General features: G+C 62.2%; 21 protein-coding genes. 13 read left to right on the top strand and 8 right to left on the bottom strand.

Going from position 1 to position 24621, the window contains the following annotated elements; genetic code table 11:
• Positions 1 to 332: 332 nt before the first annotated feature.
• Complete coding sequence (locus tag ACPJXG_RS28830) at positions 333 to 1712, top strand: sodium-dependent transporter (protein WP_425253032.1); 1380 nt, start codon at positions 333 to 335, stop codon at positions 1710 to 1712.
• On the opposite strand, the gene ACPJXG_RS28825 is transcribed toward ACPJXG_RS28830, so the two are convergent.
• The 7 genes from ACPJXG_RS28825 to ACPJXG_RS28795 form a co-directional block, all read right to left on the bottom strand.
• Positions 1713 to 2327, bottom strand: a complete 615-nt coding sequence (locus ACPJXG_RS28825; protein WP_402719782.1) for a M15 family metallopeptidase — start codon at positions 2325 to 2327, stop codon at positions 1713 to 1715.
• Positions 2327 to 3229 (bottom strand): LysR family transcriptional regulator, encoded by a 903-nt coding sequence (locus tag ACPJXG_RS28820; RefSeq protein ID WP_425253031.1) that lies wholly within the window; start codon positions 3227 to 3229, stop codon positions 2327 to 2329. Before ACPJXG_RS28820 ends, ACPJXG_RS28825 begins: the two co-directional genes overlap by 1 nt.
• Positions 3230 to 3312: 83 nt before the next feature.
• The gene (locus ACPJXG_RS28815) at positions 3313 to 4122 is read right to left on the bottom strand and encodes an N-acetylmuramoyl-L-alanine amidase (RefSeq protein WP_278317347.1); all 810 of its coding nucleotides are present in this window, start codon (positions 4120 to 4122) and stop codon (positions 3313 to 3315) included.
• Positions 4119 to 5099 (bottom strand): N-acetylglucosamine kinase, encoded by a 981-nt coding sequence (locus tag ACPJXG_RS28810; protein ID WP_425253030.1) that lies wholly within the window; start codon positions 5097 to 5099, stop codon positions 4119 to 4121. Before ACPJXG_RS28810 ends, ACPJXG_RS28815 begins: the two co-directional genes overlap by 4 nt.
• Positions 5100 to 5191: 92 nt before the next feature.
• Positions 5192 to 6853, bottom strand: coding sequence for a glycoside hydrolase family 10 protein (locus ACPJXG_RS28805; RefSeq protein ID WP_425253029.1), 1662 nt, complete (start codon positions 6851 to 6853; stop codon positions 5192 to 5194).
• 91 nt (positions 6854 to 6944) lie between these two features.
• Positions 6945 to 8255 (bottom strand): MFS transporter, encoded by a 1311-nt coding sequence (locus ACPJXG_RS28800; RefSeq protein WP_425253028.1) that lies wholly within the window; start codon positions 8253 to 8255, stop codon positions 6945 to 6947.
• Between the two features lie 45 nt (positions 8256 to 8300).
• Positions 8301 to 9182, bottom strand: coding sequence for an N-acetylmuramic acid 6-phosphate etherase (locus tag ACPJXG_RS28795; protein ID WP_035823205.1), 882 nt, complete (start codon positions 9180 to 9182; stop codon positions 8301 to 8303).
• A 91-nt stretch (positions 9183 to 9273) separates the two neighbouring features.
• Between ACPJXG_RS28795 and ACPJXG_RS28790 the strand changes: the two genes are divergently transcribed.
• Positions 9274 to 10428 (top strand): helix-turn-helix domain-containing protein, encoded by a 1155-nt coding sequence (locus ACPJXG_RS28790; protein ID WP_425253027.1) that lies wholly within the window; start codon positions 9274 to 9276, stop codon positions 10426 to 10428.
• A gap of 127 nt (positions 10429 to 10555) precedes the next feature.
• Positions 10556 to 11704, top strand: a complete 1149-nt coding sequence (locus ACPJXG_RS28785; protein ID WP_425253026.1) for a nuclear transport factor 2 family protein — start codon at positions 10556 to 10558, stop codon at positions 11702 to 11704.
• Positions 11705 to 11706: 2 nt separating this feature from the next.
• Here ACPJXG_RS28785 and ACPJXG_RS28780 read toward each other — a convergent pair whose 3' ends face one another.
• Positions 11707 to 12447, bottom strand: a complete 741-nt coding sequence (locus ACPJXG_RS28780; protein WP_035823211.1) for a GntR family transcriptional regulator — start codon at positions 12445 to 12447, stop codon at positions 11707 to 11709.
• A gap of 347 nt (positions 12448 to 12794) precedes the next feature.
• Between ACPJXG_RS28780 and ACPJXG_RS28775 the strand changes: the two genes are divergently transcribed.
• From ACPJXG_RS28775 to ACPJXG_RS28730, 10 genes are all read left to right on the top strand, one after another.
• Positions 12795 to 14081, top strand: coding sequence for a D-amino acid dehydrogenase (locus ACPJXG_RS28775; RefSeq protein ID WP_425253025.1), 1287 nt, complete (start codon positions 12795 to 12797; stop codon positions 14079 to 14081).
• Between the two features lie 80 nt (positions 14082 to 14161).
• The gene (locus ACPJXG_RS28770; RefSeq protein ID WP_425253024.1) at positions 14162 to 14608 is read left to right on the top strand and encodes a YchJ family protein; all 447 of its coding nucleotides are present in this window, start codon (positions 14162 to 14164) and stop codon (positions 14606 to 14608) included.
• 40 nt (positions 14609 to 14648) lie between these two features.
• Positions 14649 to 16271 carry a carboxyl transferase domain-containing protein gene (locus tag ACPJXG_RS28765; protein WP_425253023.1) on the top strand — a complete coding sequence of 541 codons (1623 nt, stop codon included), beginning with the start codon at positions 14649 to 14651 and terminating at the stop codon, positions 16269 to 16271.
• Between the two features lie 12 nt (positions 16272 to 16283).
• A complete protein-coding gene (locus tag ACPJXG_RS28760; RefSeq protein WP_425253022.1) occupies positions 16284 to 17072 on the top strand; it encodes an enoyl-CoA hydratase/isomerase family protein in 789 nt (262 codons plus the stop codon).
• Positions 17073 to 17103: 31 nt separating this feature from the next.
• Positions 17104 to 18432, top strand: coding sequence for an adenosylmethionine--8-amino-7-oxononanoate transaminase (bioA, locus tag ACPJXG_RS28755; protein WP_425253021.1), 1329 nt, complete (start codon positions 17104 to 17106; stop codon positions 18430 to 18432).
• 1 nt (position 18433) lies between these two features.
• On the top strand, positions 18434 to 19630 hold the full coding sequence (gene bioF, locus ACPJXG_RS28750; protein WP_425253020.1) for an 8-amino-7-oxononanoate synthase: 1197 nt from the start codon (positions 18434 to 18436) through the stop codon (positions 19628 to 19630).
• Entirely contained in the window at positions 19620 to 20411 is a 792-nt protein-coding gene (gene bioD, locus ACPJXG_RS28745; protein WP_425253019.1) for a dethiobiotin synthase, read from the top strand. Before bioF ends, bioD begins: the two co-directional genes overlap by 11 nt.
• Positions 20412 to 20443: 32 nt before the next feature.
• The gene (gene bioB, locus ACPJXG_RS28740) at positions 20444 to 21490 is read left to right on the top strand and encodes a biotin synthase BioB (protein ID WP_046681747.1); all 1047 of its coding nucleotides are present in this window, start codon (positions 20444 to 20446) and stop codon (positions 21488 to 21490) included.
• A 160-nt stretch (positions 21491 to 21650) separates the two neighbouring features.
• Positions 21651 to 23678: an acetyl/propionyl/methylcrotonyl-CoA carboxylase subunit alpha gene (locus tag ACPJXG_RS28735; RefSeq protein ID WP_425253018.1), complete on the top strand. Its 2028-nt coding sequence runs from the start codon at positions 21651 to 21653 to the stop codon at positions 23676 to 23678.
• 10 nt (positions 23679 to 23688) lie between these two features.
• On the top strand, positions 23689 to 24621 hold the full coding sequence (locus tag ACPJXG_RS28730) for a 2-hydroxyacid dehydrogenase (RefSeq protein ID WP_425253017.1): 933 nt from the start codon (positions 23689 to 23691) through the stop codon (positions 24619 to 24621).

Raw genomic sequence — 24621 nt, 5'->3', positions numbered from 1 at the left:
GCTGCACTTACATCAAATGCCCACACTTATCGACTGTTAATTGTTAAAGAACTGTATTCGGTACTGCTTTCGCGCTATCGACAAAGCGTTGTGTTTGTCAGCTGCGAAGAAGGAAGAGTATGAAGCATTTCGCTAAATCCGTCAACTCCTTCTTTTACTACTCATCGCCGTTTCCGGTGATCCTCAACTGCCGCATTGACTGCGTCTCATTGGGGAGGCGAACTATAGCAAAGCGCCCCCGTAGTAGCAAGGCTTTTCCGGGGTATTTGCGGCCAACTGCTACAATTTCGCCCCCTCAGCGCAAATTCGCGTCCCACCATAGAAGATTCACCATGAAACAACAAGCTCAAGGATCAGGCCTGACCCTGAAACGGGCTGGCTTTACCACTGGCTTCGGCGTACTCGCCGCCACCCTCGGTTCCGCAGTCGGCCTCGGCAACATCTGGAAGTTCCCCTACCTGACAGGCGCCAATGGCGGCGCCGGTTTCCTGCTCATCTATCTGCTCGCCACCTTATTAGTGGGATTGCCCGTGATGATCGCGGAAATCACCCTGGGGCGCCGGGCCAAGGTCAATCCCATTTCCACCATGGAACAGCTGGCACCGAAGGGCAAGCCCTGGTGGCTCGTTGGCGTGATCGGCATGGTCGCCGCCTTCCTGATCGTCGCGTTCTATTCTGAAGTGGTGGGCTGGGTGTTTGCGTATATCGCCAAGGCCATCGATGGCTCTATCCTCAGCAGCGACAAAGTGGTGACGGAGGCCGCCTTCGCTTCGCTGATCAGCAATCCCGTGCAATCGCTGTTGTGGCAATGGGGCGTGCTGCTGTTTATCGGCGGCATATTGATGCTGGGCGTAACCAAGGGCATCGAAGCAATCGCCAAGAAACTGATGCCGCTGCTGTTCCTGCTGTTGCTCCTGCTCTGCGCGGTCAGCCTGTCGCTCGATAAGGCAGCCGAAGGACTGGCGTTCCTGTTCCGTCCTGATTTTTCCAAGCTGACGGCTTCCGTCGTGCTGACGGCCATGGGCCTGGCCTTCTTTAAATTGTCCGTTGGCATGGGCACGATGATGACCTACGGCAGCTATTTCCGCGACGACCAGAATATCCCCGTCACGACTTTACGCGTGATGGCGGCCGACCTCGGCGTATCGATGCTGGCCGGCATCGCCATCTTCCCCGCCGTGTTCACGTTCGGCTTCGCCCCCAGCGCGGGGCCGTCGCTGGTATTCATCACGATCCCGGCCGTGTTTTCGCAAATTCCGATGGGGCAAGCCCTGATGGTGGTGTTTTTCATCCTGGCCGCCGTGGCCGCCACGGGGGCGATGCTGTCGCTGATGGAAGTGCCGGTGGTGATTTTCCATGAACGCTTCGGCTGGACGCGCACCAGGGCCACCATCGTGACCATGCTGCTGCTGGCCGTGCTCGGTTCCGTATGCGCGCTGAGTAACAGCACCCTGGCGAACTTCAAGCTGTTTAATTTGAATATGTTTGATCTGTTCGACTTCGTCTCGTCGAATATCTTCCTGCCGGTAGGCGGCATCGCGATTGCCTTGTTTACCGGCTGGGCCTGGGGCAAGCAGCATTTCATCGAGGCGATCAGCAATCATGGCCAGTTGCAGAACAGAAAATTGGCGCATGTGCTGCTGTTTCTGCTGCGCTTTGTCTCGCCCGTATTGATCCTGATCGTAATGCTGAAGGGCCTGAAAGTCTTCTAATTAAAGAACCCGGGTGTAGGTCTGGCGCACCAGCACCCGGTCGCCGCAATCAAAATGCCACCATTCGCTGTTGATGCCGAAAAAGCCCGCCTGGAACATGGCGTCGCGCAACAATCGGCGATGGTCCACCTGCTCCTGCGTAATTTCCCCCCTTTCCAGCATCACCAGCTCCAGTGCTGGGTGCGAGCGCTCACTCAGGTCGTCAAAGCCCGTGCCCATGTCGAGTTCCTGTCCATCCGGGTCGACGATGGTGATGTCGAGCGCCATGCCGAACGAATGGATCGAGCCGCGCGAAGGTTCCGCGATATAGCCGAGCAACTCCGTTCCCTGCAGCGCATCCCACAGCTGCTGCTGTACCCGTTGCGGACGCAGGGCGTCGAGTACCAATAAATGATGATCGGGCCGCCGCGCGGCCAGCCAGGCCACGGCCTGTTCCAGGGCAGCGGCCGCATCGCGGTGCAGCCAGGCGCAATCAATCGGACTGTATAAGTCGCGGCCGACGAAATTGTCGGGCGTGGCGTAGCGCAAGTCGACGGCGATACCGGCGATGCTGCTGAGGTGGCGAAATTGCGGATCGCTGCTCACCGCTTCCAATTGCAAACTTGCAACAGACATCAGACGCCTCTTTCCAGGCAGTTGCGCGCCGCCACGCCGATGCTGTCGGCCAGGCGCCGCGCGCCATGCGACAGCGGCGAGTGGCTCGCCGTCAATAAATACAGTTGGATCGGGATCGTGGGCGCCCAAGGACGGCGCTGCAGCCGCTCGGGCGACCCGGACGCGGCCGTAAACGGATCGACGACGGCCATGCCGGCGCCCGCTTCCACCAGGGAACGGGCGATTTGATAAGTTTGCACCACGGTAGAAAACACGGGGTGGATATCTTGCGCTTCGCAGGCGGCCAGCACCAATTCGCCCAGCGGATCATTGTCCGTATGGCCGATCAGCTCGCCGTTCAGGCCATGCGCCGTCAACGGGGTGCCGCAATCGGCCGCGCGCCACGTGCCAGCCGGCGCGATCACCGTCATGACGCCCTGCGCGAGCGGTTCGGCCACGATGCCCGGATGGCGCGGGTCTTGCAGCGACACGGCCAGGTCCGCTTCACCGAGGCGCAGGGTATTGACGATCTCGCTCGTATGGTGGGTGGCCAGCTGGCAACGCGTGTGGGGAAAGTCGCGCCGCCACTGCGTCATGGCGAAGGGCAAGACGCTGATGGCAATCGTCGGCGTGGAAACCAGGCGGATGGTTTCCACCGCATGGCCCTTCAGGCTGGCCGCGAGGCGGCGGATGCCCAATAAATCACGGTTGAGCTTTTCCGTCTCGACAAACAGCCGGTGCGCCTCAGGCTTCGGGTACAGCTTGCCCCGCACGCGCTCGAACAGCGGCATGCCCAGTTGCAATTCGCAATGCTGCAAGACCTTGGTCACGGCCGGTTGCGAGATATGCAGCACCTGGGCGGCGCCGCTGATGGTGCCAACTTGCATGATGGCGTGAAACACTTCGATATGACGCAGCCGCATGAGCTATTCCTTTACCTTGCCGTGGCCGCCTGGGCCGTCAACGTTCAGCATATAAGAAAAAGTCATGGGCTGGAACGGCCATGCTACTTTGCAACAACAGCTGGGGCCGCTGGGACTGGCGTCGTCAGCACTTCCAGCAGGGCCGCCGTTTCGCCATCGGGCGTGCCATCGAACAAGGTGTTGCGGTATTTCATCTGGAAGGCGATCAGCACATTGCGCGTCGCTTCATCGAACACGCCCGTGTTCGGCGTCGCATAACCGTGCTGGGCCAGCTTTTTCTGGAACCAGACGGCATCCGGCACTTGCTGTTCAAACATGATTCGCTGCGCGGCAACGCGGTTCGCGTCCGGCCAGACGATCAGGCCCGCATCAGCCAGCTGACGCCATGGGAACAGCGGACCCGGATCCTGCTTGCGCTGCGGCGCGATCTCGTTATGACCAAGGATATTTTCCGGCGCGATGTTGTAGCGGGCCTGGATATCTTTCAGCAGCGGAATCAGCTCATCGATCTGCGCCTGCGGGAACGGGTACCAGAGACGGCCTTCCGGCGTGTCCTTGTAACCGGGGTTGACGATCTCGATACCGATCGAGCTGACATTCAGCTGTGTATAAGTCTTCCAGTTACTCACACCCGCGTGATTGGCCTGGCGCGATTCGTCGACCAGCACGTAAAACTTCGGCTTGTCCGTGTCCGTCAGCAAATAATGGCTGCTGACCACTTGTTCCGTCAGGATCTTGATCGAGCGGGGCAGGTCGCTGACCGTGTAATGGATGACGATGAATTTCACGCGCGGGCTCTGGCCGCGCGCGTTCAAGCTGTGGTCGAGGTGCGGCGCGGGCGTGGTACAGGCGGAGAGCAGGGCCACCAGCAGGGCGAGGGCAATTTTTTTCATGAAAGATCCGTGTTCGGGTTAATAAAATGTTCAGTCTTGGCCTGTGTCTTGATCGCCGTCTTGACGGCGATCCTGGTCGCCGCCTCATGTGGACGGGCAACTTTCTGTTCCATCGTCAACGATACAGGCAAAGCGGCGCGCATGGCTGAAGCAATGGCCGGGTGCAATTGCGCCGCACGGCCCGCCAGCACCACGGGACGCGGACCATGGCGAGATACCAGGGCCAGCGCCAAGCGCGCCAGTTCCTGTCCCGCGCGCTGCAAGATGTCCAGCGCCAGCGGGTCGGCATCGGCACTGGCGGCCACGGCCAGCGCCAGCCGACCAATGGCGCCCCGGTCCTGGCCATACATGAAGGCGCGCGATAATGACCAGTCGCTGCCGCCCAGCTGCGCAAACACGGCCTCGGCCATGGGAGACGCTTGCCAGCTGCCGGGCGCCTCGTCTTCGCGGCGCCAGATATGGCGCAAGGCTTCGCGCGCGATCCAGTAACCGCCGCCGCCATCGTCGAGCAACACGCCGCGCCCGCCTGCGCGGTGAAACACGCCCTCCGCATCGATCCAGGCGGCAATCGAGCCTGTGCCAGCGTAGACCAGATAACCTTCGCCGGGTTCAAAACTGTCGCGATAGGCGATGTCGATATCATTGCAGATCGTCACGTCAACGGCGTCCAGCGCCAGCAAGGTGGCCAGCGTTTGCGCCAGCGTCACATCGTCGCCGCCAAAACCCGTCAAGCCAGCCACCACGGCGCGCGGCTGGCCGATAGCCAGCACAGCCTGAGACAGTTTCGCAAACGTGGCGTGCACGGCTGCGCGGCCCGCTTCGCTGCTCATTTGCAAGGCAGACAAGCCTTCCACGGCCCCGTCCGCCACGATGACGCCATCCGCGCCGGCCAAAGCCCAGCGCGTCTGCGTGCCGCCAGCGTCGATGCCCAGCCCGAGCACGGCAGTGTCAATATTGGTTGCAGGGAAGGAAATCATGGCATGAGTGTAAAGCCAAGCTGGGCTTGCAGGCATGAAAGCTTGCGCATGTTTCATGCCTGCAGGTTATGGATTGCCGGTAACCGGCAAAATTACTTGGCGGCGACCGTAAATGGTGCGCGCACGGTAACGCGGGGGCTTTCATTGCCGAGGCGGTCCACGGCGCTGACCACCACCGCATTGACTTTACCGGTGGCATCGTCGACCAGGGTCAGCTCGCCTTGCACGCCCGTGACCACGGTAAAACGCCAGTCTTCGCCATAGCGGGCCCAGACGGCGTATTGCGCCACGGCTTTGCCGCCGCCCGCCGTCAATTTGATGTTGAGGCTGCTGGAATCGCGGCGCAAGGCCAGCACGGGCGTGCCCGGTGCTTCCTTGCCCAGCCATGGCGTGGCGGGAATCAGGGCAGGGCTTTGATACACGCTCGCCTTGAGCTGGTCGCTGACACCCTTGCGGTTCTGCATCAGGGGCACCATACTGAAATGCACCTGGCCATTCGCGCCAGGGCGCGTGCGCGTCACTTCGACTTGCTTGATGATCTCTTGCGGCGTGAAGGACTTGGCGGAATTGTCGATGCGGCTCGTGTACAGGCCTGGCCACACGTGGCGGCCATACGGATTTTGCGCCAGCCAGTAGTCGAGCAGCACGCCAAACGCTTGCGGCGCCTGCGCCACGGGCCAGTACAGCTGCGGTGACAGATAGTCGAGCCAGCCCTTGGCCAGCCACAGTTCCGCATCCGCATACAGTTTATCGTACTGGCTGAAGCCGACGATGCCGGCAGGGCGGCGGTCCGGACGGCCGATGCCGAATGGGCTGATGCCGAAGCGCACCCAGCTCTTTTCGCGGTGGATGCCGGTATACAAGGCTTCGATCAGCTGGTTGACGTTCTGGCGGCGCCAGGACGGGCGGTCAAGCTGGCCACCGGCCAGCAGATATTGCTGCCAGGAAGGCTCATCGGGAAACGGCAGTTCGCGCTTGGCACCGTTATTGCCCGCGTCCAGCGCGGCTGTTTCCGCACCGGCGCCGGCGCCAGGCGCATCGATTGGATACGGATAAAAGTAATCGTCGATGTGCACGCCATCGATATCGTAGCGGCGCACCACGTCGAGCACCACGTCCGTCGTGTGCTTGGAGGCGGCGGCGTCGCCCGGGTCCATCCACAGATAGCGTCCGTATTGCTTGACGGACGCCGGGTTGGTGGACGCGAAACTGTCGCGTGCCAGCGGCGACTTGGCCGTGGCATGGCGAGCCCGGTAGGGATTGAACCAGGCATGCAATTCCAGTCCCCGTGCATGCGCCTGCGTCACCCAGAAAGCCAGCGGGTCATACATGGGCAATGGCGGCTGGCCTTGCTTGCCCGTCAGGTATTCTGACCATGGCTCCAGCTGCGACGGGTAAATCGTGTCGGCGCTGGGGCGTACCTGCAGCACAATCGCGTTCAGATTCAAGGACTTGGCGCGGTCGAGGATGGCCAGCGCTTCCGCTTGCTGCTTGGCGACAGGCAAATTGCTGCGGCTGGGCCAGTCGATATTGGCGACCGTCGAGACCCAGGCGGCGCGAAACTCGCGCGGCGCCGGCGGCGGCACTTCGCCCGTGATGTGCTGCACGGGCGGCACGGCCGGCAAACCCGCCTCGCCCGGCGTCACTGCGGACGGCAGCTTGGTGCTGGTACAGCTGCTGAGCAATGTGGCGGTGGCCAGCGCGGCTAATACGCCGGCGCTGGCGCCCAGGCGTTTTTTGAAAGTAGACAACAAAACAATTCCTTGCAGTGGTGAAGCGCAGGTCTATCGGTGCGGGCATTTTACTGTGCGCCCGCCATCCATGCGGGCGCACAGTTCAAAAGAATCAGGCCTCGGCCTTCTTGCCGAATTCGGGATCGATCTTGACCAGCGCGGCCATGATGAAAGCAGGAATGGTGGCGATGCAGACCCAGATGAAGAAATGCTGGTAGCCGAGCATTTGCTGTATCCAGCCGCTGGCCATGCCGGGCAACATCATGCCCAAGGCCATGAAACCCGTGCAAATGGCGTAATGGGCCGTTTTATGCGCGCCATCGGAGACCATGATCATGTACAACATATAAGAAGCGAAACCGAAGCCATAGCCAAATTGCTCCAGCGCAATACCCCCGGCGATCACATAGATGCTGCTGGGCAAGGCGGTGGCCAGGTAGACAAAGACCAGGTCGGGCAGGTGCACGGACAGCACCATGATCCACAAACAGCGTTTCAAGCCGAAGCGGGAAATGATGAATCCGCCCAGCAAGCCGCCGAGGGTCAGGGCGATCACGCCGACGGTGCCATAGACGAGGCCCACCTGTTCCGTGCTGAGGCCCAGGCCGCCCTTGGCGACGGGGTCGAGCAGGAAGGGCGCGGCCAATTTAAGCAGTTGCGCTTCGCCGAGGCGGAACAGCAGCAAAAAGCCGAGGATGACGACAATATCCTTCTTCTTGAAAAAGGCAGCAAAGGTGGCGACGAATTCCTGCAACGGAGAAACACCGGCGCCCTGGATGCTGGGGCGGTCATCCTTGGGTTTCGGCAAGACAAAATAGTGATACAGGAAGAGGGCGATGAACAGGCCCGCCAGAATGGCAAACACGACGGACCAGGCCAGCTGCACATTGCCCGTCGCATGCGTCAGATAGCCGGCCAGGTACACGAGGCCGCCCTGACCGGCGATCATCGCCAGGCGGTAAAAGGTGCTGCGCACGCCGACGAAGGCCGCTTGCTGGTGCTCTTCCAGGCCCAGCATATAAAAGCCGTCGGCGGCAATATCATGCGTGGCGGAACTGAAGGCCATCAGCCAGAAGATGGCCAGGCTGATCTGGAAAAAGTGCGGCAGGGAGGTCGTCAGGGCCACCAGCGCCAGCGCGGCGCCGATCACCAGCTGCAAGCCGACGATCCAGAAGCGCTTGGTGCGGTACATATCGATGAAGGGCGACCACAGGGGCTTGATGACCCACGGCAAGTACAACCAGCTGGTGTACAGCGCGATATCGGTATTACTGAAACCGTAGTTCTTGTACATGATCACGGACAAGGTCATGACCACTACATAGGGGATGCCCTGGCCGAAATACAGGGAAGGGATCCACAGCCACGGCTTATTTGACGGCGTATTCGCGCGCGCCGGGGCGGTTTGTTTCACTAGCTCCATACATCCTTCTTTGTCTCCCAGACAGAAGAATGCCGCGCCATCGGATCACGCCGCCAGTGCCGCCCGCACACTGCCGTCCGCGCCGGCCAACAATGCCTGTGCCTGGTTTGTGTTGATTTTTTTGATCAAGGCAACAATCGCCACCTTGACGTGATAGTGGCATTGCTCCAGCACGGTCCTGGCCTGCACTTCGCTGGCGCCCGTGGCGTGCATGGTCAGACGCACCGCCCGCCAGATCAGTTTGGCGTTGGTCGGCTTCAAGTCTACCATCAAGTTTCCGTAAGTTTTATGCAAACCCACCATCAGCGCGCTGGAAATCGTGTTCAGGGTGATTTTTTGCGCCGTGCCCGCCTTCAAACGCGTGCTGCCGGAAATGACTTCCATACCCGTGTCGAGCACGATGCCGCATTGCGCCTCGTGCGCCACGGGGGCATCCACATTGTTGGCGATGCCTATCGTCAAGGCACCCGCCTGGCGCGCGGCCAGCAAGGCGCCCAGCACGTACGGCGTGGCGCCGGAGGCGGCCAGCAAGATCACCACGTCATTGACCTGCGGCTGCAGGGCTAGCAAATCCTTCTCACCTTGCGATAAATCATCTTCCGCGCCTTCGACGGCCGTAAACATGGCGCCCGCGCCGCCGGCCAGGATGGCGACGGCCCGTTCCGGTGGCCAGGAAAACGTGGGATTGAGTTCAACGCTGTCGAGTACGCCCAGGCGGCCGGACGTTCCCGCGCCCACATACAGCAGGCGGCCACCGGCGGCGATGCGGGGCAGGGCGGCCGTGATGGCGGCGGCGATGTCGGGCGACGCCAGCCGCACGGCCTCGACAGCCCAGAACTGGTCATCGACCAGCGCTGCCACCAGTTGCTCCACCGGATACAGGTCCAGATCCGGATGCCGCCGGCTCGGGGTTTCAGTTTTCAACATGATTTCAGAACATGGTTGAAGGTGAAACCAGTTTAATACCAACGAGCAAGATCAGCCATGAAAGGATGACGGGCGGGCATAACGGGCGTTTATGCCTGATGCAGGAACGTGGTGTATTAGTTGTACTTCGATACGCCCGCGTTTGTGTCTATACTTGGGTTCGACGCCAACATACACGACACGCCCCATGATCGCTCGCCAATTGCTGTTCCTGTTTAGCGCCCTCGGCGCCATCAACGGCATTTTCCTGGCCATCTATTTTTTCAGCCGCCGGCCTCGCTGCCTGGCCGACTGCATGCTCGGTGCGTTGCTGCTGGCCGTCGGGGTGCGCACCGCCAAATCCGCCTTTCTCTACTTCAACCCTGCGATCGCCATCGAGTTCCGCCAGTTGGGCCTGTCGGCCTGCCTGCTGATCGGTCCCTTGACCTATCTGTATGTGCGCGCTTTTCTGGCCGGACGCGCGCAACTGCCTGCCGGACAACAATGGCGCTGGCATCTGGGCCTGTCCTTCCTGATCATTGGCATAGGCGTTGCTTTTCCGTATTCGGCGTATCGTTCTGTGTGGAACTTGTCGAGCCATGCGATTCATGTGTTCTGGCTAGGCTACCTGCTGGCGAGCGCCAGGCTGCTCTGGCACAGCCGCCGCACGTGGTGGAATGACGGACAGCGGATGGCGACCAGCAGCGTGCTCCTGCTGAGCGTCTTTGCAGGCAGCTGTGTCATGCTGGCGGCGTACACGAGCACGCCGTTCACGTCCTATATTGTCGGCGCCTTGTCGTTCACCTTCTCGCTGCATGTCGCGTTCATGCTCTTTTTGCTGAGAAAGGAAAGCTTGACGCCTGCCGAGCCAAAGCAGAAATACCAGCATAGCCGCCTGGCGCAAGACGATGCGCTTGCCGTGCTCGCTGCGCTGGAACAACAGATGAGCGGGCAACAATCCTATCTGAACCCGAATCTGACTTTGGCCCAACTGGCCAAGCGGGCGGGATGCACGCAGGCGCAAGTGTCGCAGGTACTCAATGACAAGCTGGGCAAGAGCTTCACTACCTACGTCAACGAATACCGTATCGCCGAAGCAAAACAGGTATTGACCGGCGAGCCGCAACTGAATATGGATATCGTCGCCGAGCGCTGCGGGTTCAATTCCAGTTCCACGTTCTACTCCACCTTCAAGAAAGTTGCAGGGCAGACGCCCGCCAGCTTCCGCGCCCAATCCAGCCAGGCGGCCGGGGCCATTTCCGCGTAAAACCGCTCCGGAATCGCCATTCCGGAGTCTGACATCCTGTTTGGCGACATCAATTCCCCAGCATTTCGATAACTTATCGACCACCAGCGATCTGAAATAGTCGTTGCTCCGATAAACGCAGTTCTACATGCAGGGTAAATCCATGATTCAGTTTTTATTGCGAACGATACTCGCCTGTTGCTTGCTAAGCATCACCGCCGTCGGCACCGCCGCCACCGCGGACCAGGACGAACATGCCATCCGGGAAACCGTGCGCTTGTATTTGCATGGCACCAGCTTCAACGTGCAGGAAGAGATCAAGCAGGCCTTCCATGCAAATTCACGCCTGTACCTGGACGGCAAAGATAATACGGAATGGCAGTTGAGCGGTCCGGAATACGCCAAACTCTTTAGCGAGGAGAAAAAAGGGCAATTCAATGGACGCCACGGGCGGCTGATCAAGGTGGAGGTGAGCGGCAAGGTGGCCACCGCCAAGGCCGAGATCCACATTCCCCAGCAAGGGGTGCGCTATGTGGATGTCTTTCTGTTGAAAAAGATCGCCGGCAACTGGAAGATCGTCAGCAAGTCGGCCGATCGCGAGCCGGCAGCCCCGCGCCACGCACGCAAGGTGCTGCTGGTCGTGTCGAATGTGCATGAATATCCAGGCACAAAAATCAACGCTGGCAATAATTTTCCCGAGCTTGCCTATACCTATGATGTCTTTCGCAAAGCAGGGTACGCGGTCGACTTCGTCAGTCCCGAGGGAGGCGCCATTCCCCTGGAAATGATCGTCACGTCGGACGCGCTGCTCAAGAAGTATCTGTACGACAGTGATTTCATGTGGGCACTGGCCCATACCAGGCCCGTCGCCGAGGTCAGGGCGGACGAATATGCAGGCATGGCGTTCGTCGGCGGCGGCGCGGCCATCGTCGGCATCCCGGACAACAAGCCGCTGCAGGACATCGCCTTGCGTATCTACGAACAACAGGGCGGGGTGATCGCGGCCATCTGCCATGGCACCGAGGGCATCAAGAATCTGAAGCTCAGCGACGGTACTTTCCTGATCCAGGGCAAGACGCTCACCTCCTTCCCCGACGCGTATCTCAACAAGGAATCACCGGTATACAAGGCTTATCCCTTTTCGGCGGAAGCCAGCATCAAGCGCCATGGCGGCATCTTCAGGCACGGCGCCAACGGACAGAGCCACGTCGAGGTCGATGGCCGGCTGGTGACCGGCATGAGCTGGGAGTCGTCCGTCGGCGTGGCCGAATCCATGATCCGCCTGCTCGAACAGTAGATTTATGGAGCGCGGCGCATTTCCGCCACAAAATCGTAATGATCGCTGCGGCAATACGAATGCGTCAGTTCCACCGCTTCGCCCGTCTCCAGGTAGGCGATGCGCGTGATGAACAGCACGGCCTGGCCATCGGGGATGCCCAGTTGCTTGGCCAGCACGTCCGTCGCATTCATGGCGCGGATGTGCTGCAAGGCGCGCACGGGGGCCTTCTTGATGCTGCTCAAGTATTCATACAGCGAGTCGCCCATGGCGGCCGGATCCGGCACCACGCTGAAAGGCAGCACGCTGACCTCATACGCCATCACGACATCGTCAGCCAGGCGCAAGCGCTCGAGGCGCGCCACCTTCGTGTTCTGCGCCAGGCCCAAGCTCAGCTGTTCATCGCTGCTGGCGATGACGACTTCGCGCTTGAGCCAGCGCGAGCCGGGACGGTAGCCGCGCTGCTGCAACTGCTCGGAAAAGCTCGACAGGTTCGACAGCGGCTGCTCGATGCGCGGGGCAATATAGTTGCCCGAACCACGGCGGCGCACGACGAGGCCTTGCTCGACGAGCTGGTCGATGGCCTTGCGGGCAGTCACGCGCGATACGTCGAGCAGTTCGGACAGGGTACGTTCGGATGGCAGGGCCTGGTCTACTTGGTAGCGGCCGTTGCGTACGTCATCGCTCAGCTTGCGGGCGATCTGCATATATAAAGGCGAATTGTCATTTAAATCGACCTTGAGTTCTACGCTGGTCTGGCTCATACAGTTCTCCTTGTCCTCCTAGTGTAATAGCGATGGCGCCTGCGCGTAGCCCGTCCACCCATGAATAAATGGAAAATGACCATAAATAACGGTTATACACTTAAAAAAACGATGTTTTACCGTACGTATAGCTTTGCATTGTAGATAAATAAGCAATTTTCATTGGCGTAGGAAACCATCCAGCCCTATGCTGGCTGCGCAGCGAGGAATTGATCCTCACCGCACTCTAAGGTGGTGCGATGGACAACCATCCATCCTTGCCTTGAAATGGTGCATTCCTGAAAGTTATGGCTGCACCATGATGTTTCATTGGCTGCCTTGGCGGCCAGCCTCTAAGCTCTTCCCGAATGCTCCCGCACCATGGGAGCGCAACGCAGCGAGGCAACATGCAGCAACACGTCATCATCATCGGCGGCGGCGTCGTCGGTCTGACATCGGCCTGGTGGCTGGCCGAGGCCGGCTACAAGGTCACGGTACTGGAACGCAATGAACAGGTGGCAATCGCCGCCAGCTACCGCAATGGCGGCCAGCTCAGTTATCGCTATGTGGCACCGCTGGCGGACGCGGGCGTGCCCTTCAAAGCCCTGCAATGGCTGCTGCAGAAAGATGGCCCGCTGCGCTTCCGCCCCGAGGCCGACTGGCGCCAGTGGCGCTGGATGGCCAGTTTCCTGCGCAATTGCAACAGCGCCAGCAATGCCCGCACGACGGCCAAGCTGCTGGAATTAGGCGAACTGAGCCGCGCCGGCATGGCCCAGCTGGAACTGGCCGTGCCGCCGCAAGCGTATGCCCGCCGCGATGCGGGTAAACTCATCGTCTACCGCTCGCCGGCGATTTTTCAGCGGGCCGTGGCGCGGCCCGAATCGGAAGAGGCGCGCAGCGTCCTGTCGTCGACGGAGGCGGTACAGCGCGAACCGGCGCTGGCCGCCTTGCAGGGTTCCCTGGCGGGCGGCATTTTTACGCCCGGCGAAGCGGTGGCCGATTGCCACGCCTTTTGCCTGGCGCTGGAAGCCCGCCTGCTGCAGCATCCGAATTGTTCGCTCATATTAAAAGGCGAGGCGCGCCGCCTCGTCACGCACAAGGGCAGGATCACGGGCGTCGACACCAGCCTGGGCCTGTTGCAGGCAGATCACTATGTGCTGGCGGCGGGCATCCAGAGCCGCGACCTGGCCGCCACGGCGGGCATTTACCTGCCCCTGTACCCGCTGAAAGGCTACAGCCTGACGGCGCCCATCCACGCCCAGCACCGGGCGCCCGAGATCAGCATCACGGATTTCGAACGCAAGGTGCTGTATGCGCGCATCGGCGGCGACCTGCGCGTGGCCGCCATGGTCGACATGGTAGGTGCCGACAACAGCATCGATTGGAACCGCATCGCCGGCCTGACGCGGCTGGCGCGCGAAGCCATGCCGCACGGCGCCGATTATGACCAGGCCACAGCCTGGGCCGGCCTGCGACCCGCCACGCCGAACAGCGCGCCGCTGGTGGGTGCCAGCAAATATGCGAACTTGTGGCTCAATGTGGGCCATGGCCCGCTGGGCTTTACCTTTGCCGCCGGCACGGCGCGCATCCTGGCCGACCTGATGGCCGGCAAGGCTCCGCCGTTCGCGCTGGCCTTCCTCAGTCCGAAAAAATAGCCGGCCAAGGCGGCGCGCACGCGCCGCTGCCGATATGGCGGATAATTGCGGAACTTTTCAGTTCCCCTATTTTCCAGCGCATGCCCACACTCCCGACATCTGCCGCCTGCCCCTGTGGCGGCGCCTCCTACGCCAGCTGCTGCGGCCCGTATATCGCGGGCGGCGCCTTGCCGCCCACAGCCGAAACGCTGATGCGCTCGCGCTACACGGCGTTCACCTTGCGCGACGAGCCGTATCTGCTTGCCACCTGGCATGCCAGCACCCGTCCCACCGACGCTTTATTTGCCGAAGAAGAAAAAGTCCACTGGCTGGGACTTGAGGTAAAATCTGCTTTACGTTTACGTCAACGTAAAGCAGTATCAGCAGATCAAGCCGAAGAGATACACCGCGACAGCGTCGAATTCGTGGCCCGCTACAAGGTCAACGGCCGCGCGCACCGCCTGCATGAAGTAAGCCGCTTCGTGCGTGAAGCTGGTGACGGCGGTGCCCTGCGCTGGTTTTATCTCGACGGCAGTTTTCCCGAATAGCGCGACCCGAGAGACCGGGCGATCATAAAAAGGAACCGCAATGCCGCACATCGAAAGCAAACTCAATCCGCGCAGTGAAGATTTCAAGGCCAATGCCGCGGCCATGCAAGCCATCGTCGACGATTTGCGCGACAAGGTGGAAAAGATCGCGGCTGGCGGCGGCGAAGCGGCGGCCGCCAAGCACCTGGCGCGCGGCAAACTGCTGCCGCGCGACAGAGTCCAGATGCTGCTCGATCCCGGCACGCCTTTCCTCGAGTTTTCCCAGATGGCGGCCTACGCCATGTACCAGGACGCCAAGGGCGTCGATGCGGCCCCTTCCGCCGGCATCATCACCGGCATCGGCCGCGTCTCGGGTCAGGAATGCGTCATCGTGTGTAACGACGCTACCGTCAAGGGCGGCACGTATTACCCGATGACGGTGAAAAAGCACTTGCGCGCCCAGGAAATCGCCGACCAGAACAACCTGCCGTGCATTTACCTGGTCGATTCGGGCGGCGCCAATCTGCCGAACCAGGACGACGTCTTCCCCGACCGCGACCATTTCGGCCGCATCTTCTACAACCAGGCGAACCTGTCGGCCAAGGGCATCCCGCAGATCGCCGTCGTGATGGGCTCTTGCACGGCCGGCGGCGCCTACGTGCCGGCCATGAGCGATGAATCGATCATCGTCAAGGAGCAGGGCACGATTTTCCTCGGCGGCCCGCCGCTGGTCAAAGCTGCCACCGGAGAAGTGGTGACGGCAGAAGACCTGGGCGGCGGCGACGTGCACACGCGCTTGTCCGGCGTGGTCGACCACCTGGCGCAAAACGATCTGCATGCGCTGTCGCTGGCACGCACCATCGTCTCGAATCTGAACCGTCAAAAACCGCAGCAGATGGCCTTGCGCGCATCCGTCGAACCGAAATACCCGACGCAGGAACTGTATGGCGTGATCCCCGTCGATACGCGCAAGCCGTTCGACGTGAGGGAGGTGATCGCGCGCATCGTCGACGGCAGCGATTTCGACGAATTCAAGGCCCGCTACGGCACCACCCTGATCTGCGGCTTTGCGCACATCTATGGCGTCAAAGTCGGCATCATCGCCAACAACGGCATTCTGTTCTCCGAATCGGCGCTGAAAGGCACGCATTTCATCGAATTGTGCTGCCAGCGCAAGATCCCGCTGGTGTTCCTGCAAAATATCACGGGCTTCATGGTCGGCCGCAAATACGAAAACGAAGGCATCGCCCGCAATGGCGCCAAGATGGTGACGGCCGTGGCCACGGCCGCCGTGCCGAAATTCACGGTCATCATCGGCGGCAGCTTCGGCGCCGGCAATTACGGCATGTGCGGCCGCGCGTTTTCTCCCCGCTTCATGTGGATGTGGCCCAATGCGCGCATCTCCGTCATGGGCGGCGACCAGGCCGCGTCCGTGCTGGCGACCGTCAAGCGCGACGGCATCGAGGGCAAGGGCGGGCAGTGGAGCGCGGACGAGGAAGCGGCCTTCAAGCAGCCGATCAAGGATCAATACGAACACCAGGGCCACCCATACTATGCCACCGCGCGCCTGTGGGACGACGGCGTGATCGACCCGGCCGACACCCGCATGGTGCTGGGTCTGGGCCTGTCGGCCGCGCTCAACGCGGAAATCCCGGATACGAAGTTCGGCGTATTCCGCATGTAAGGGGAAAAAACCATGGAATTTGAAACCTTAAAGCTGGTCATCGAGGGCAATGTCGCCACCGTGACCCTGAACCGTCCCGACGTGCGCAACGCCTTCAACGAGACGACGATCGCCGAACTGGCGCGCGCCTTCGAGGGACTGGGACGCAGCGACATGGTGCGCGCCATCGTGCTGGCGGCGAATGGCGCGGCCTTTTGCGCCGGCGCGGACCTGAACTGGATGAAGAAGATGGCAGGCTACACGCATGCCGAAAACCAGGCCGACGCGCTGCAGCTGGCGCAGATGCTGCGCACGATTTACCTGTGTCCCAAGCCCGTCGTGGCGAAGATCCAGGGCGACTGCTATGCGGGCGGCATGGGCCTCGTCGCCGCATGCGATATCATTCTGGTTGCGGAAGACGTGCATTTCTGCCTGAGCGAAGTGCGGCTGGGACTGATCCCGGCCACTATTTCACCGTATGTCATCAAGGCCATGGGCGAAAACGCGGCACGCCGCTATTTCCTGACCGCGGAGCGATTCTCCGCCCAGGAAGCGCTGCGCATCGGCTTTGCCCACGAGGTAGTCGAAGCAAGTGCGCTGGACGCGAAAACGGCGGAGGTGCTCAAAGCGCTGACGGGCAACAGCCCGCACGCCGTGGCGCAAGCGAAAACGCTGGTGCGCGAGATCGTCGGCTTGCCGGTCAACGATGCGCTGCTGGCGGACACCGCCGAGCGCATCGCGCAGATCCGCGCATCGGAACAGGGACGCGAAGGCGTGCAGTCGTTCCTCGACAAGCGCAAGCCGAGCTGGCTTATGGGTTAGCGCATGGATTAAAAATATCATTGGAGCAGTGTTGAAAGCAGAAAAACAATCGGGCTGGGTCGAACGCAGTCTGCGCAGCGTGTGGCATCCGTGCACGCAAATGCAGCACCACGAGACTGTACCGCTCATCCCCGTCAGCCATGGTCGCGGCGCCTGGCTGTATGACCACGAAGGCCGACGCTACCTGGACGCCATCAGCTCCTGGTGGGTGAACCTGTTCGGCCATGCGAATCCGCGCATCAATGCGGAACTCAAGGATCAATTGGACCGCCTGGAGCACGCCATGCTGGCCGGCTTTACGCATGAGCCGGTGATCGAACTGTCGGAAAAGCTCTCTGCGCTCACCGGTGGCGTGCTTGGCCACAGCTTTTACGCGTCCGATGGGGCGTCGGCCGTGGAAATCGCCCTGAAAATGAGTTTTCACGCCTGGCGCAACAGCGGCAAGAGTGAAAAACAGGAATTCGTCTGCCTAAAGGGCAGCTACCACGGCGAAACCATCGGCGCCCTGGCCGTCACCGATGTCGCCCTGTTCAAGGATGCCTACGGCCCCCTGCTGCGCGCCACGCAGACGGTGATGTCTCCCGACTTCCGCCAGGCGGACGAAGGAGAGTCCGCCGGGGACGTGGCACGCCGCGCGGCCTTTGAGGTAGAACAGCTGTTCCAGCAAAAAGCCGACAAGATCGCCGCCATCATCATCGAGCCGCTGGTGCAGTGCGCCACCGGCATGGCCATGCACGACCCGCTGTATTTGTCGTTGGTGCGCGCCCTGTGCGACCGTTATCAAGTCCATTTGATCCTCGATGAAATCGCCGTCGGCTGCGGCCGCACAGGAACCTTCTTTGCGTGCGAGCAGGCCGGTATCTGGCCCGATTTCGTCTGCCTCTCCAAAGGCATCAGCGGCGGCTATTTGCCTTTGTCCCTGGTGATGACGCGCGAAGACATCTACCAGGCGTTCTACAGCACCGACGTGCGCCGCGGCTTCTTGCATTCGCACTCGTACACGGGCAATCCGCTGGCCTGCCGCGCGGCGCTGGCGACCTTGTCAATTTTCGAGGAAGACGATGTGCTGGCGGCCAACCGCGTGCGCGCCGAAAAAATCACGCAAGCCCTGGCGCCGCTGGCGCAGCACGAGCGCGTAAAACACTTCCGTCAGCAGGGCATGATCTGGGCCTTCGATGCGGTGGACGCGGCGCCCGATTTTTCGCGCCGTTTCTTCAGCACGGGGCTGGAACATGAACTGTTGATGCGCCCCATCGGTTCCACCGTCTACCTGATGCCGCCGTACATCCTCGACGACGAAGAAATCGCGGGCCTGGGCCAGCAGACGCTGGCCGTCTTCAACAAAGTGATCGGAGCCTGAGATGGAACTGATCGCGCGCTTGAAGCAGCAGTTGCAGGGGCTGGAAGAGCACAGCCTGATCCGCCGCCGCCGCACCGTCGACACGCCGTGCGCGCCACGCCTGACGGTCGATGGCCGCGCCATGCTGGCCTTTTGCAGCAATGACTACCTGGGCCTGGCCGCGCACCCGCGCATCGTGGAAGCGCTGAAAGAAGGCGCCGACCTGTATGGCGCCGGCAGCGGCGCTTCGCACCTGATCAGTGGCCATAGTCGCGCCCACGCGCAGCTGGAAGAGCGCCTGGCAGATTTCGTGGGCGCCAACCTGGAACAGGCGCGCGCCCTGTATTTTTGCACCGGTTACATGGCCAACCTGGCCGTGCTGACCGCCTTGTCGGCGGGCGATCCGGATACCGAGATTTTTTCGGAAGCGCTGAACCACGCTTCGCTGATCGACGGCACGCGCCTGGCCCGCGTGAAAACCCGCGTGTATCCGCACGCCGACCTCGAGGCCCTGGCGGGCCTGCTGGCGGCCAGCACGGCACAGACGAAAATCGTCGTCACCGACAGCGTCTTCAGCATGGATGGCGACCTGGCGCCGCTGCCCGCGCTGCTGGCCCTGTGCGAACAATACGGCGCCTGGCTGGTGGTCGACGACGCGCACGGCTTCGGCGCGCTGGGAGCCAATGGCCGTGGCGCGCTCGAACATTTCGACCTGCATTCGCCCTACCTCGTATACGTGGGCACCCTGGGCAAATCGGCCGGCGTGGGCGGCGCCTTTGTGTGCGCGCACGAAGCCGTGATCGACACCCTGATCCAGAAGGCGCGCCCCTACATCTTCACGACGGCGGCAGCGCCCGCGCTCGCGCATGCACTGCTGGCCAGCCTGGACATCATCGCCGGGGACGAAGGAAAACAACGCCGCGCCCACCTGGCGGCGCTGGTGGCGCAATGGAATGAAGGCCTGCAGCTGCAGCGCTGGCAAGCCTTGCCGTCATTGAGCGCCATCCAGCCCGTCATCATCGGCGAGAATGCGGACATGCTGGCCGTCGCCGCGCAACTGTACCAACAGGGCCTGTGGGTCGGCGCCATCCGCCCGCCCACCGTGCCAGCCGGGTCGGCGCGCCTGCGCGTGACCCTGTCGGCCGGCCACACGGCGCAGGAAGTGGCCCAATTGATCAACGCAGTCAACACCCTGGAAAGGAATCGCCATGAGCCTTGATGATCCTATCGTGGCGGACGTGCTGGCGGACCTGGCGCCGGCCGTGCAAGCGGCGCCGGCGGCCACCGGCCTGCCATCGCGCTTTGCCTGTTTCGTCACCGGCACCGACACGGAAATCGGCAAGACCCTGACCTCGTCGGCCCTGCTGCACGCGCTGGTCGCGCGCGGCGTGCGCGCCTGCGGCATGAAGCCAGTGGCCGCCGGCGCCGAAATGCGCGACGGCGAACTGCATAATGAAGACGCCGACAGCCTGATCGCCGCCGGCAACGTCACCATGCTGCGCAGTCTGACGACGCCCTATATGCTGAAGGAAGCGGCGGCGCCGCACATCGCCGCCGCGCTTGAAGGCGTGAGCATTGAATCCGTGCCGATCCTGGCCGCCTACCTGGAAATCGCCGCCGCCTCGGACGCCGTCGTGGTCGAAGGCGTGGGCGGTTTCCGCGTGCCGCTGTCGCCCGGCTTTGATTCGGCCGACCTGGCGCAGCAGCTCGATCTGCCCGTGATCCTCGTGGTCGGCATGCGTCTGGGCTGCATCAGCCAGGCCTTGCTGACGGTGGAAGCCATCGAAGCGCGCGGCTTGACGGTGATCGGCTGGGTCGCCAACACCCTGGAAGTGGAAATGCGCTTCCTCGATGAAAATATCGATGCGCTGATCGAGCGCATCCCGGCGCCGCTGCTGGGCAGGGTACCGCGCCTGGCGCAACCGAGCGCACAAGCGGCGGCGTCCTATCTCGATTTCACCGGCTTGCCCAACTGGCCGGCGCAGCACCCAAATAACTGAACGAACTCAAAAATAGAAGCGAAGGAATCACCATGTCCGTAGTCCAAGAAGCAGCAAAAACCGTCGAACTGCACCGCCCTGCGGCGCGCATCACCCTGCCAGAAGCGGCCACCTGGCCCATCGATGATGTACTGGCCCTGTTCGACCTGCCATTCAATGACCTGATGTTCAAGGCCCAGCAAACCCACCGCATCAACTTCCCCGACGGCGACGTGGAACTGGCGACCCTGTTGTCGATCAAGACGGGCGGCTGCGAGGAAGACTGCGGCTACTGCCCGCAGGCGGCCCGCTACGACACGGGCGTGGAAGCGAAAAAAATCCTCGACATCGACACGGTGCTCGACGCGGCCCGCCAGGCGAAAGCCAACGGCGCCACGCGCTTCTGCATGGGCGCCGCCTGGCGCGGCCCGAAAGACCGCGACATGGACAAGGTCGAAGAAATGGTCAGCAAAGTCAAAGCGCTGGGCCTGGAAACCTGCGCCACCCTGGGCATGCTGGAAGAGGGACAAGCGGACCGCCTGAAAAACGCGGGCCTGGATTTCTATAACCACAACCTCGACACGGCGCCCGAGTTCTACGACAACGTCATCTCCACGCGTGAATACCAGGACCGCCTCGATACTTTGGGCCGCGTGCGCGAAGCTGGCTTGAAAGTGTGCTGCGGCGGCATCGTCGGCATGGGCGAGACGCGTCTGCAACGCGCGGGCCTGATCGCCCAACTGGCGAACCTGAATCCGTATCCGGAATCGGTGCCCGTCAACCACCTGGTACAGGTGGAAGGCACGCCTTTGTTTGGCCTGGAAGCGCTGGATCCATTCGAATTCGTGCGCACGATTGCCGTCGCACGCATCACCATGCCGAAAGCGCGCGTGCGTTTGTCGGCGGGCCGCCGCCAGATGGGCGAAGCCGTGCAAGCGATGTGCTTCCTGGCTGGCGCCAACTCGATCTTCTACGGCGACAAGCTGCTCACCACCGACAACCCGGAAGCGGAAGACGACCGCGTCTTGCTCGGCAAACTGGGCTTGCAGACGCGCGGCGCCATGCTCGAATCGGTACAGAAAGAGAAGTGCGGCTGCTGATGACAGCCTTGTCGGGTTACGCCGTGCCGGCTAACCCGACCTACGATATCCAGCCTCACCATGCGTAGGTCGGTTTAGCGCGTAGCGCGTAAACCGACAAACCAGCAGACAAGGTCCGCCAAGAGACAGCTGCCCCTTTTTGAGAGAATAGAGAGAGACCATGTTCACTAAAATCCTGATCGCCAACCGCGGCGAAATCGCTTGCCGTGTCGCCGCTACCGCGCGCCGCATGGGTATCCAGACCGTCGCCGTGTATTCGGAAGCGGACGCCAACGCCAAGCACGTCGCCGTGTGCGACGAAGCCGTCTTGATCGGCCCCGCGCCGGCCAAGGAAAGCTATCTGTGCGGCGACAAGATCATCGCCGTGGCGCTGGCGACAGGTGCGCAGGCGATCCACCCAGGCTATGGTTTCCTGTCCGAGAACGCCGACTTTGCCGACGCCTGCCACGCTGCGGGCCTGGTCTTCATCGGCCCGCCGGCATCGGCCATGCGCGCCATGGGCTCGAAGTCGGCCGCCAAATCGCTGATGGAAAAGGCGAATGTGCCGCTGGTGCCCGGCTACCATGGCGAGGAACAGGATGCGGACTTCCTGCACACGCAAGCCGACAAGATCGGTTACCCCGTGCTGCTGAAGGCGTCCGCTGGCGGTGGCGGCAAGGGCATGAGAGTCATCGAGCATTCCGATGATTTCAAGGCCGCGCTGGCCTCGTGCAAGCGCGAAGCGATCAGCTCTTTCGGCGACGACAAGGTGCTGGCCGAAAAATACCTGTCGCGTCCGCGGCATATCGAAATCCAGGTGTTCGCCGATACCCTGGGCAACTGCATCTACCTGTTCGAGCGCGATTGCTCGGTGCAGCGCCGTCACCAAAAGGTGCTGGAAGAAGCGCCGGCGCCGGGCATGCCAGCCGACCGACGCGCAGCCATGGGCGAGGCGGCCGTTGCCGCCGCCAAGGCCGTCGGCTACGTCGGCGCGGGCACGGTGGAATTCATCGCCAACCAGGATGGTTCGTTCTACTTCATGGAGATGAACACGCGCCTGCAGGTCGAGCATCCGGTGACGGAAATGATCACCGGCACCGACCTGGTGGAATGGCAGTTGCGCGTCGCCTTTGGCGAACCGCTGCCGAAAAAACAAAGCGAACTGGCGATCCACGGCCACGCCATCGAGGCGCGCATCTACGCGGAAAATCCGGAGAAGGGCTTCCTGCCGTCGATCGGCACCCTGCGCCACATGCAGTCGCCATCGGCCGTCACGTTCGAACTCGGTGGCACGGTAGTTCCGGCCGCCGTGCGCATCGATTCGGGCGTGCGCGAGGGCGACGCCATTTCACCATTCTACGACCCGATGATCGCCAAGCTGATCGTCTGGGGCGCGGACCGCCGCGTAGCGCTGGCACGCATGGCGCAGGCGCTGGCCGATTACCAGATCGTCGGCCTGGCCAGCAATATCGCCTTTTTGAAACGCCTGGTCGAAGGCCAGGCATTCAGCTCTGCCGATCTCGATACGGGCCTCATCGAGCGCAATCAGGCGTCGCTGTTCCCCGCCCTGCAGGCGGCGCCCGACACGGCCCTGGCGCTGGCCTCCGTCGCCCTGCTGCTGGAAGAAAAAGCGGCCGCCGAAGCGCAATCGCTGCAGCGCGCCGACCCGTGGGGCAATGCCCTGGGCTGGCGTCTGAACAGCACCCTGGGCCGCAGCCTGTCGTTCGCCGATGAATTCACCTTGGCCGGCGAGGGCAAGGCCTATACGGCGCGCGTTGCCTACAAGACGGATGGCTGGCTGTTCAACGGCCAAGCCCTCACCCTGACGGCGCACACAGGCAACGAGCTGCACATCAAACTGGGCGAGCGTGCCGTGCATGGCACGGTGCTGCGCGATGGAGAACAGTTCCACGTGTTTAACAATGGCTTGCACTACACACTGCATTACAACGATCCGATGGCGCATGCGGGCGAGGTGGAAGCGGAAGGCGGCCGCTTGACGGCGCCGATGCCGGGCAAGGTCGTCGCCGTACTGGTGAACAAGGGCCAGGACGTCAAAAAGGGCGAGCCGTTGGTCATCATGGAAGCGATGAAGATGGAGCACACGATCGCCGCGCCGCACGACGGCCTGGTGGAAGACGTGCTGTACGCCGTCGGCGACCAGGTGGCCGATGGCGCGCCGCTGCTGGCCTTCAAGGCCGCCGCATAGAGGTAAGCACATGCGCATCCTGTTACAACGTTCGGATGGCAAGGAAGCGGCGTGGATCAGCGACTTGCGCGACTTGCTGCCCGAGGCCGACATTATCTTCTGGCGCGAAGGCGACACGTGCGCGCCGTGCGACTACGCCGTCGTGTGGCAGCCGCCCGCCGCCATGCTGCCCGAGCTGGCCAACGTCAAAGCCATCTTCAACACGGGCGCCGGCGTCGACGCCCTGTTGAAATTCGGCGAGGCGCTGCCCGCCCAGGTGCCGCTGGTGCGTCTGGACGACGCGGGCATGGGCGTGCAGATGGCCGAATATGTGAGCCACGCCGTGCTGCGCCACTTCCGCCGCTTCGACGACTACGAGGCGCAGGGCCGCGCCGGCACCTGGCAGCCGCTGCCTGCCTTCGACAAGGCGGATTTCCCCGTCGGTGTGCTGGGCATGGGCGTGCTGGGCACGCGCGTGCTGCAAGCGCTGGCGCAGTTCGAATTCCCGCTGCGGGGATGGAGCCGCAGCCCAAAACACGCAGATGGCGTGCAATGCTACGCGGGCGAAGAGGGGCTGGAAGCATTTTTGCGCGGCACGCGCGTACTGGTATGCATGCTGCCGCTCACGCCGGACACGCACAACCTGCTCGACCGCGCCCGCCTGTCGATGCTGCTGCCGGGCGCCTACATCATCAACGTGGCGCGCGGCGCACATATCGCCGAACCGGATTTATTGACCTTGATCCGCTCGGGGCATATCGCCGGCGCCACGCTCGACGTGTTCCGCAACGAGCCGCTGCCGCAGCAGCACCCGTTCTGGCAAGAACCCCGCATCACCATCACGCCGCATATTTCGGCGGCCACCCTGCGCCGCGAAAGCGTGGCGCAGATCGCCGCCAAGATGCACCGCCTGCAAGCCGGAGAAGTCGTCGCCGGCATCGTCAACCGTTTGCAAGGATATTGA

Origin of the sequence: Janthinobacterium sp. NFX145 (assembly GCF_049810325.1) — a bacterium.
Classification (GTDB): domain Bacteria; phylum Pseudomonadota; class Gammaproteobacteria; order Burkholderiales; family Burkholderiaceae_D; genus Janthinobacterium; species Janthinobacterium rivuli.
The sequence above is the reverse complement of the archived record's forward strand: the minus strand, read 5'-3'. Positions and strand labels throughout refer to the sequence as shown.

Coding starts and splice junctions, on each gene's coding strand:
- ACPJXG_RS28770 (WP_425253024.1), top strand. CDS start 14,162: ATGCCCACACTCCCGACATCTGCCGCCTGCCCCTGTGGCGGCGCCTCC.
- bioB (WP_046681747.1), top strand. CDS start 20,444: ATGTCCGTAGTCCAAGAAGCAGCAAAAACCGTCGAACTGCACCGCCCT.
- ACPJXG_RS28820 (WP_425253031.1), bottom strand. CDS start 3,229: ATGCGGCTGCGTCATATCGAAGTGTTTCACGCCATCATGCAAGTTGGC.
- ACPJXG_RS28800 (WP_425253028.1), bottom strand. CDS start 8,255: ATGGAGCTAGTGAAACAAACCGCCCCGGCGCGCGCGAATACGCCGTCA.
- ACPJXG_RS28760 (WP_425253022.1), top strand. CDS start 16,284: ATGGAATTTGAAACCTTAAAGCTGGTCATCGAGGGCAATGTCGCCACC.
- ACPJXG_RS28815 (WP_278317347.1), bottom strand. CDS start 4,122: ATGAAAAAAATTGCCCTCGCCCTGCTGGTGGCCCTGCTCTCCGCCTGT.
- ACPJXG_RS28780 (WP_035823211.1), bottom strand. CDS start 12,447: ATGAGCCAGACCAGCGTAGAACTCAAGGTCGATTTAAATGACAATTCG.
- ACPJXG_RS28775 (WP_425253025.1), top strand. CDS start 12,795: ATGCTCCCGCACCATGGGAGCGCAACGCAGCGAGGCAACATGCAGCAA.
- bioF (WP_425253020.1), top strand. CDS start 18,434: ATGGAACTGATCGCGCGCTTGAAGCAGCAGTTGCAGGGGCTGGAAGAG.
- ACPJXG_RS28765 (WP_425253023.1), top strand. CDS start 14,649: ATGCCGCACATCGAAAGCAAACTCAATCCGCGCAGTGAAGATTTCAAG.
- ACPJXG_RS28795 (WP_035823205.1), bottom strand. CDS start 9,182: ATGTTGAAAACTGAAACCCCGAGCCGGCGGCATCCGGATCTGGACCTG.
- ACPJXG_RS28730 (WP_425253017.1), top strand. CDS start 23,689: ATGCGCATCCTGTTACAACGTTCGGATGGCAAGGAAGCGGCGTGGATC.
- ACPJXG_RS28810 (WP_425253030.1), bottom strand. CDS start 5,099: ATGATTTCCTTCCCTGCAACCAATATTGACACTGCCGTGCTCGGGCTG.
- ACPJXG_RS28790 (WP_425253027.1), top strand. CDS start 9,274: ATGCCTGATGCAGGAACGTGGTGTATTAGTTGTACTTCGATACGCCCG.
- ACPJXG_RS28735 (WP_425253018.1), top strand. CDS start 21,651: ATGTTCACTAAAATCCTGATCGCCAACCGCGGCGAAATCGCTTGCCGT.
- bioD (WP_425253019.1), top strand. CDS start 19,620: ATGAGCCTTGATGATCCTATCGTGGCGGACGTGCTGGCGGACCTGGCG.
- ACPJXG_RS28825 (WP_402719782.1), bottom strand. CDS start 2,327: ATGTCTGTTGCAAGTTTGCAATTGGAAGCGGTGAGCAGCGATCCGCAA.
- ACPJXG_RS28785 (WP_425253026.1), top strand. CDS start 10,556: ATGCAGGGTAAATCCATGATTCAGTTTTTATTGCGAACGATACTCGCC.
- ACPJXG_RS28830 (WP_425253032.1), top strand. CDS start 333: ATGAAACAACAAGCTCAAGGATCAGGCCTGACCCTGAAACGGGCTGGC.